We start from the raw sequence: 8,262 nt of genomic DNA, 5'->3' as shown, positions 1-8,262 counted from the left end.
TCAAAGTCTCAAAGAGCCTTTTCGCTGTGGTGAATCACCGAATGATATATAACTATTCAGCCAACAGCTCAAAGTCTCAAAGAGCCTTTTCGCTGTGGTGAATCACCATATGATACTGTAAATATCACCGAAAAATGTGCAAGCACCTTTTTGGGTGATATTTACAGTATCGCATGGCTGAATAGTTATACAAATTGACAAATAATAGTGGCTTTGGTAAAATTATAGAATATTATGAGCTGGTGTTGCGGACTTTGAAACTGTTGCAAGCCAGCTTATGTTGTAGGAGAAAAAATGAAACAGTCAAGAGCGTTTAGAAGAATAATAGTATTATTGTTGCTTGCAACAGTAATAACTGTACAGACAATAGTATTCTGGTATTGTTGGGATAATCATTACAGCAGTGGAATGGACAGAGGCTTTTTCTTTAAAGGTCATATGGTACTGTTGTTTGTATATGCTTTATTGTTTACAGTGTTCTGTCAGGTGTACGGAGCATTTAAGTTAGGAAGACTTAAGTATTCGGATTTGGTATTCTCTCAGTTACTTGCATTGTTATTTACTAATGTAATAATGTATTTGCAGATTTCCATGTTAAGTCTTAAATTAGTAAATCCGGCACCTATTATCGGGATGAGCTTTGATAATATTTTATGTTGTCTCATTTGGGCGGCAATAGCCATGTCGGTGTACAAATGGTTATATCCACCAAAAGACATGTTATTAATATATAGTGACAGAGATCCGGATAATTTAGTAAAGAAAATCAAAACAAGAGAAGATAAATATCACATTAAAGAGTCAATTCATTGTGATGAAGATTTTTCAAAAATAAAAGAAGCCATTTTGGGACATTCAGCAGTATTGCTTTGTGACATACCAAGTGGAACAAGAAACTCAATTATCAAACTTTGCTATATGTATGATAAGAGAGCATATATCACACCAAAGTTATCAGATATTATTGTTATTGGTGCAGAACAGAATAATTTATTTGATTCACCATTATTGGTAACTAAGGTAAGAGGTCTTAAATGGGAACAGGCTTTTGTGAAGAGAATTATTGATATTGTCATTGCCTTAATATTATGTATACCAACAGTTATTATTACTGTGATTGTTGCAGTATGCGATTTAATTTGGGATAGAGGACCGGTTTTCTACACACAGCCAAGACTTACGGTCAATGGAAAAGTTTTTAAAATATTAAAGTTCAGAAGCATGAAAGTTGACTGCGAAAAAGACGGCGCACGTTTAGCAGCCAAAGATGATGACAGAGTTACTAAGGTGGGAAAAATATTAAGAGCAACACATCTTGATGAATTACCACAGGTGTTTAATATCCTTGCAGGTCAGATGTCAGTTGTAGGTCCAAGACCTGAACGACCTGAAATCGCAAAACAGTACGAGGAAACAATTCCTGAATTTTGTTTCAGATTAAAGGTAAAAGCAGGACTTACAGGATATGCTCAGGTATACGGAAAATATAACACAACACCTTATGATAAATTGAAATTGGATATGTATTATATTCAACATTATAAGATTTGGACTGATATTCAGTTAATATTAATGACCTTTAAGATTATGTTCATGAAGGATAATACCGAAGGCGTGGACAAAAATCAGAAGACAGCAATTATAGATAAGAAATAGGTGATTTATATGACAGAGAATTACTCAGTGCTAATGTCAGTTTATATAAAAGAAAAACCTGAATATTTAAAGGAGGCCATTACCAGCATTCTTAATCAGACAGTAAAAACTAATGATTTTGTAATTGTATGTGATGGCCCTCTTACAGAAGGCCTGAATAAAGTTATTGCAGATTTTGTAACAACCTATTCAGGCTTATTCAATGTTTACAGACTTGAACATAACATGGGGTTGGCAAAGGCACTTAACAATGGAATATTACAATGTAAAAATGAGATAATCGTTAGAATGGATAGCGATGATGTAAGTATGCCTGATAGAGTTGAAAAGCAGATGAAGGCAATGAAGGAAAAAAATGCAGATATAGTTGGCTCTAACATAATTGAGTTTGTGGGAGATATTAGTAACACCGGAAACATGCGCGTGGTTCCTGAGAATAATGAAGAAATAATTATGTTTGCAAAAAACAGAAGTCCTTTTAATCATCCATCAGTAATGTACAAAAAATCAGCAGTAATCGAAGCCGGCTTTTATGAGGATTATAGATTTTTCGAGGATTATAATCTTTGGTGTACAATGTTAAACAAAGGCTACAAAGGATATAATGTTAAAAAAAATCTCCTGTATATGCGTGGCGGCAGTGAAATGTACAAGAGACGTGGCGGTGTTTCTTATGTAAGGTATATTTACAGATTCAGAAAACATTTGAAAAAGATAGGATTCATATCTATGGGAAATTTCCTTACAAGTGTATTAACAAGAAGTATTGTAAGTATTATTCCTAACGGCTTAAGAGCTGCCTTATATGGAAAGACATTAAGAAAGTAGTAGGACAATGAATAAAGAAGTTTTAAAAGTTTTTTTCAAACCATTAACGTGGTTTAACAAGGCTATAAAAAAAGACGAAAAGCTAATATTTTTCTATACTAACTTAGGCTTTAGAGATAATGTTAAGGCTTTTTATGATTATTTAATAAGAAAGAACTATAACGATGATTACCGGATTGTGGTAAGCAGTAATGATTATGAAAAATATATTGAAAGCACTCCTACTAATGTTACATTTGTGGGAAACACGCAGGGCATTAAGTATTTTCTAAAATCAAAATACGCTTTTTACTGCTTTGGTAAATATCCAATAAAACCTAGTAAAAATCAGACAGTTGTTAATTTGTGGCATGGCACACCTTTAAAGAAAATCGGAAATTTGGAAAAAGGATTAGAGAAAATAGACTATAACTTTTTTACCATTGTGGCTGCAAGTTCGCCATTGTATAAACCAATTATGGCAAAGATTTTCGGCTGCAATGAGGAACAGGTACAAATACTTGGAAATCCAAGAAATGATGAGCTATTTATACCAAACAAAAAAGAAGATGAATTGTTGAAAAAGCCAAATGAGAAATTAATTTTGTGGCTTCCAACATACAGAGAATATAATGATGATTATATTGTTTCGGTTTTAAAGAAAACTCAGATTGAAGAGTTGAATTCGAAATTAAAAAAATCAAACATTAAGATGATTATAAAAATGCATCCACTTCAAAAAGCTGATGCTTACAAAGAAAAGCACAGCAACATTAAATTCATGACACAAAAGGCACTTGAGAAGAAAGGTCTAAGTGTGTATGCACTGCTTAGAAATGCAGATGCACTTATTACCGACTACTCATCAGCTTACTTTGACTATATGCTTCTTAACAGACCAATTGCTTTTACAGTCGAAGATATTGAAGAATATAGAAAGAAGCGAGGTTTTGTATTTGATAATCCATTTGAATACATGCCAGGTGAGAAGATTAATTCCTATGAAGATTTGGAAAAATATGTAGCGAATGTGGCAGAAGATAATGATGTTTTCGCAGCAGAACGCGAGAGAGTTAATATGATTATCAACTCCTACAATGACGGAGAAAGCTGTCAGAGAGTGGAAAAGAAAGTTTTCGGAGGTATTAAATGAAAAAGGTAAAAGACATACTGAGAAAACTAATGCTGCTTTACAAAAGATTTTTATATTTTCTGGCAAAACTCATAGAAAAAAGAGATGACAAAATGGTTGTGTTTGAGTCTTTTCAGGGAAGAAATATTTCGTGTAACCCAAAGGCGTTGTATGAAGAAATGAAAAATAATCCTAAATATAAAGATTACACACTGGTTTGGTCTCTTAGAAATCCTAACAGAACAGATGTGAAAAATGCTGTTAAGTTTGAAAGTTTTGGCTATTACAGAGACTTGGCAAAAGCAAAATATTGGATTTTTAATTCAAATCCAAGAATGTTTTTGAAACCTAAGGCTGACCAGATTTTTGTTCAGACATGGCATGGTACACCATTGAAAAAAATAGGTCTTGATGTGGAAAAGCAGGGAAACGCATTAACAAACAAGTCTCAGATGAAAAATATTTATGTGGAGGAATCAAAGAAAATAACTTACATGATTTCACCATCTAAGTATTGTACAGATAAGTTTATTTCGGCATTTAATATGAAAAATGTGTCTAAAGAGAACAATGTGCTGACAACAGGCTATCCAAGAAATGACTATCTTTTTAAATTTACAAAAGACCAGTGCACTAATATAAAGAAAGAACTAAATATACCAACAGATAAGAAAGTTGTACTTTACGCACCCACATTCAGGGATAATCAGTACAGTGCAGCAGAAGGTTTCAAGCTGGCTAACTATATTGATTTTAAGGAAGCGTACAAAGAACTTGGTGATGATTATGTAATTTTATTTAGGGCACATTATTTTATATCAAAGAAACTGGATGTAAGTGAGTATAGAGGCTTTGTTTATGATGTATCTTCAGTTGAAGATGTAAACACTCTTTATGCCATAAGCGATATGCTTATTACAGATTACTCATCGGTATTCTTTGATTATGCTAATCTGAAAAGACCAATTGTTTTCTTTATGGCAGATTATGACGAATACAAAAATAAGACCAGAGACTTTTATTTTGATGTGAAAGAGTTGCCCGGTCCGGTAGTGTTTAATCAGCAGGAAACAATGGCGTATGTTAAGAAATTCATTGACAATTTTGTCATTGATGATAAATATAAAAAGTTTAACGAGAAGTATAATTATTTAGACGGACCTGACGTCAGTAAAAAAGTGCTGGATATGATAATAGAAAATTAGTATAATTGTTGTGATACTATGGGTTCGTTAAGATTATACAATCACACGAATGCAGAAATGGAGGAAGAACACGTGAAACGAGTTATAACATATGGAACATTTGATATGCTTCATTATGGACATATTAATATTTTAAGAAGAGCAAAGGAAATGGGAGACTATTTGGTAGTAGTGCTTTCAACAGATGAATTTAACTGGAACTCAAAGCAAAAGAAATGTTACTTTACTTATGAGCAAAGAAAGCAGGTACTTGAAGCTATCAGATATGTAGATTTAGTTATCCCTGAAAATAACTGGGATCAGAAGATTTCAGACGTACAAGACTACAAGATTGATACTTTTGTAATGGGTAGCGATTGGGAAGGCAAATTTGATTTTCTTAAAGATTATTGCGAAGTAGTTTATTTACCAAGAACAGAAGGTATTTCAACTACACAGATAAAAGAAGACCTTAACAAAAAAGACATGACTGCTAAGGGCGATAAGTAGGAGATGGAAATGGTAAGTATAATTGTAACCCACAGAAAGTGGCTATTGTATTTAAAAGACTGCTTCAAAAGCATTTCAGAACAGGAATTTAAGGATTATGAAACAGTGCTTGTTGTAGATGATTTACAGGATGACAAAGATGAATTCCAGCAGGTTATTGACGAATACAAGGACAAAATTAATTTAAAAGTATTCTATTTGGAAGGCAAAACCGGCGTATCCGCAGCCAGAAATTTGGGCATGGATAAGGCGCAGGGAGAATATATTTATTTTCTTGATAATGACGACTACATTTACGATGATGGGATTAAGAAATTATTAGATGTAATGGATGAAGATACAGACATGGCTTATGGTCGTGTTCAGGGAACATATCAGGGAACAGTTACATTTGAGGAAAAGCGTAATATTGAAAAGGAAGAGGAAAATCTTGAAAAATATGATTTTGATAATCCCATTGAGTCAAGACTTACTCATTTTAGAAGACTGGAAAGATTAACAGTTCTTGGTGCATTATATAGAAAGTCATTATTTACAGACAATAACATTAGGTTTAATGAAGAACAGTATTGTTTCGCAGATGTTAGAGTGCTTACAGAGATTTTGTGTACAACAAAGAAAATCAAAAGTAACGTAAATGCAATTTATGTAAAGAGACATCATAATGACAGATATAATAATCCGGCAATCGAACAGACACCTAAGATAGAGTCAATGCCTTATTATTTTATGGCAATTGACAATGCAAAGAAGGTAGCTGAGGGACATCCTGAAATTCAGGGACATTTTGATCTTATTGAAGCTAAGTTCGTTACATTATACTTAATTAAAAAACTCCGTTGGAATACAGAGGAAGAAGAGTGCTGGGAAAATGAATATTTCCAGGAATTCTACAAGAGATGTAGCCAGATGGATAAGAAGAATTTAAAAAGAAGATATTTTTATTTTCTTGAAAAGCCTGTAATAAAGGCAATGGCAAAGGGCGATTTGGCAAAGGTTAAAAAAACAGGCAACAGATATCTGGCAAAGAAGAAGTTAAAGAGAATGTTCAAAAATAAATGGGCTAGAAATAAAGCTTTTGCATTGCATATTTTTAACAAAATGCCAATGAAAGAAAACTATGTAATTTTTGAAAGTTTTATGGGAAGAAATTATTCCGGACAGCCTAAATATATTTACGAATACATGCAGGAACATTTTGGAGATAAATACACTTATGTGTGGTCTGTGGATAAGAGAGGATTGAAGATACCGGGAAAACATAAAACAGTTAGAAGATCAGGTCTTAGATATTTCTATTATATGAATAGAAGTAAATATTGGATTCTAAATATGAAACAGCCACTTAGTGTTCCAAAAAGGGAAGATACAGTGCTTTTGGAAACATGGCATGGAACACCACTTAAGAGACTGGCTTTTGACTTAAACGATGTTGTAGGTGGCGTATCAAATTACAAGGACAAGTTTTACAGACAGAAAGAAAACTGGGATTATCTTTTATCAGACAATCCGTTTTCAACTGAAAAATTCCAAAGTTGCTTTATGTATCCAAAAGAAAAAATTCTTGAATACGGATATCCTGCAAATGATCCTTTATATGCACCTGACAGAGAAGAACGTGCTAGAAAGATAAAGGAAAAATTGGGAATTCCTGTCGACAAGAAAGTAATTATGTATGCTCCAACATGGCGTGATGATAATTACTATGAAATTGGACAGTTTAAGTTTGACTTGGATTTAGACGTAAACAGATTAGAAAAAGAATTTGGTGACGAATATGTGCTATTGCTTAGATTACATTATTTAGTTGTTGAAGCTTTAGATATGTCAAAATACGGTGAGTTTGCAGTTAATGGAAGTGCTTATGATGACGTTACGGATTTGTATTTAATAACAGATATTTTAATAACAGACTACTCATCAGTATTCTTTGACTTTGCTAACTTAAAGAGACCGGTTCTTTATTATACTTACGATCTTGAAAGATATAGAGATGTTTTACATGGTTTCTATTTATCCATGGAAGATGATCTTCCGGGTCCAATGCTTCTAACAAATGATGAAGTAGTAGATGCCATAAAGAACATTGACCAAATTCAGGAAAAATATAAAGACAGATATGAAGAATTTTACAATAGATTCTGTTGCATAGATGACGGTCATGCTACAGAAAGAGTTGTAAATAAGATTTTTAAAGAATCATAATAAAAAGGCCTCATTCTATGAGGTCTTTTTGTGTACTTACACGAAAAAAGTTGTGTGGCAATATGCACTTAGTAAGTAGAATGTCACAAGAGGCATTCGTTGTTAAGTATAGGAAGTGATATAGGAGGGGGTTTTATGTGGGCAGTTTTCGCATTATTATCAGCAGTTTTCGCTGCATTAACAAGTATATTGGCAAAGGTTGGTATTAACGGTGTTAATTCAAATCTTGCGACAGCAATTCGAACAGTAGTTGTTGTAATTATGGCATGGGGCATGGTATTCCTTACCAAAGGTCAAAGCGGAATTGGAGCCATAAGCAAAAAAAGTTGGATTTTTCTTATTCTATCAGGGTTGGCTACAGGTGCATCATGGTTATGCTATTACAGAGCCTTACAAATGGGTAGTGCCTCAAAAGTAGTACCAATTGACAAACTAAGCGTGGTAATTACGCTTATACTTGCGTTTATATTTCTTCACGAAGATTTTACATACAAGTCAGCCATTGGCTCGATATTAATAACGGCCGGTACATTATTTATGGTGTTGTAAACAGATAACAAATGATGGAGATAATTGACGTATAATATATTTAAATGAATATATATGAATAATATTTTAAAATAATATATAGAATCAATAATATATGAAATGAGAAAAGAACCGGTTAGCATTGGGTAAAATCCATACTAACCGGTTTTTCTGTAATTATTATTTTCTTCTGTAACTACTGTATTACTGTAATTATTATTCAACTTTTGCAGTTATTAT

The 8,262-nt window shown here is 33.0% G+C and carries 7 protein-coding genes; all 7 read left to right on the top strand.

The window, feature by feature from the left end; genetic code table 11:
- Positions 1 to 294: 294 nt before the first annotated feature.
- The 7 genes from DWZ69_RS07460 to DWZ69_RS07430 all read left to right on the top strand — a co-directional run bounded on the left by DWZ69_RS07460 (position 295) and on the right by DWZ69_RS07430 (position 8,043).
- Entirely contained in the window at positions 295 to 1,656 is a 1,362-nt protein-coding gene (locus DWZ69_RS07460) for a sugar transferase (RefSeq protein WP_118436584.1), read from the top strand.
- 9 nt (positions 1,657 to 1,665) lie between these two features.
- The gene (locus tag DWZ69_RS07455) at positions 1,666 to 2,484 is read left to right on the top strand and encodes a glycosyltransferase (protein WP_118436583.1); all 819 of its coding nucleotides are present in this window, start codon (positions 1,666 to 1,668) and stop codon (positions 2,482 to 2,484) included.
- Positions 2,485 to 2,491: 7 nt separating this feature from the next.
- Positions 2,492 to 3,616 (top strand): CDP-glycerol glycerophosphotransferase family protein, encoded by a 1,125-nt coding sequence (locus DWZ69_RS07450; RefSeq protein WP_118436581.1) that lies wholly within the window; start codon positions 2,492 to 2,494, stop codon positions 3,614 to 3,616.
- Positions 3,613 to 4,800, top strand: a complete 1,188-nt coding sequence (locus tag DWZ69_RS07445; protein WP_118436579.1) for a CDP-glycerol glycerophosphotransferase family protein — start codon at positions 3,613 to 3,615, stop codon at positions 4,798 to 4,800. The genes DWZ69_RS07450 and DWZ69_RS07445 overlap by 4 nt, the downstream gene beginning before the upstream one ends.
- A 72-nt stretch (positions 4,801 to 4,872) precedes the next feature.
- Positions 4,873 to 5,289: a glycerol-3-phosphate cytidylyltransferase gene (tagD, locus tag DWZ69_RS07440; protein WP_117999977.1), complete on the top strand. Its 417-nt coding sequence runs from the start codon at positions 4,873 to 4,875 to the stop codon at positions 5,287 to 5,289.
- A 9-nt stretch (positions 5,290 to 5,298) separates the two neighbouring features.
- Complete coding sequence (locus DWZ69_RS07435; protein WP_118436577.1) at positions 5,299 to 7,494, top strand: bifunctional glycosyltransferase family 2 protein/CDP-glycerol:glycerophosphate glycerophosphotransferase; 2,196 nt, start codon at positions 5,299 to 5,301, stop codon at positions 7,492 to 7,494.
- A 135-nt stretch (positions 7,495 to 7,629) separates the two neighbouring features.
- Positions 7,630 to 8,043, top strand: coding sequence for an EamA family transporter (locus DWZ69_RS07430; RefSeq protein WP_118436575.1), 414 nt, complete (start codon positions 7,630 to 7,632; stop codon positions 8,041 to 8,043).
- The last annotated feature ends 219 nt before the right edge of the window (positions 8,044 to 8,262 follow it).

This window comes from Eubacterium sp. AF34-35BH, from assembly GCF_003477765.1.
Classification (GTDB): domain Bacteria; phylum Bacillota; class Clostridia; order Lachnospirales; family Lachnospiraceae; genus Eubacterium_G.
Note: the sequence above shows the minus strand (reverse complement) of the source record. Positions and strands in the feature narration are given on the sequence as shown.

Excerpts from the sequence above, each read along its gene's own strand:
- DWZ69_RS07435 (WP_118436577.1), top strand. The coding sequence starts at position 5,299 with ATGGTAAGTATAATTGTAACCCACAGAAAGTGGCTATTGTATTTAAAA.
- DWZ69_RS07450 (WP_118436581.1), top strand. The coding sequence starts at position 2,492 with ATGAATAAAGAAGTTTTAAAAGTTTTTTTCAAACCATTAACGTGGTTT.
- DWZ69_RS07460 (WP_118436584.1), top strand. The coding sequence starts at position 295 with ATGAAACAGTCAAGAGCGTTTAGAAGAATAATAGTATTATTGTTGCTT.
- DWZ69_RS07445 (WP_118436579.1), top strand. The coding sequence starts at position 3,613 with ATGAAAAAGGTAAAAGACATACTGAGAAAACTAATGCTGCTTTACAAA.
- DWZ69_RS07430 (WP_118436575.1), top strand. The coding sequence starts at position 7,630 with ATGTGGGCAGTTTTCGCATTATTATCAGCAGTTTTCGCTGCATTAACA.
- DWZ69_RS07455 (WP_118436583.1), top strand. The coding sequence starts at position 1,666 with ATGACAGAGAATTACTCAGTGCTAATGTCAGTTTATATAAAAGAAAAA.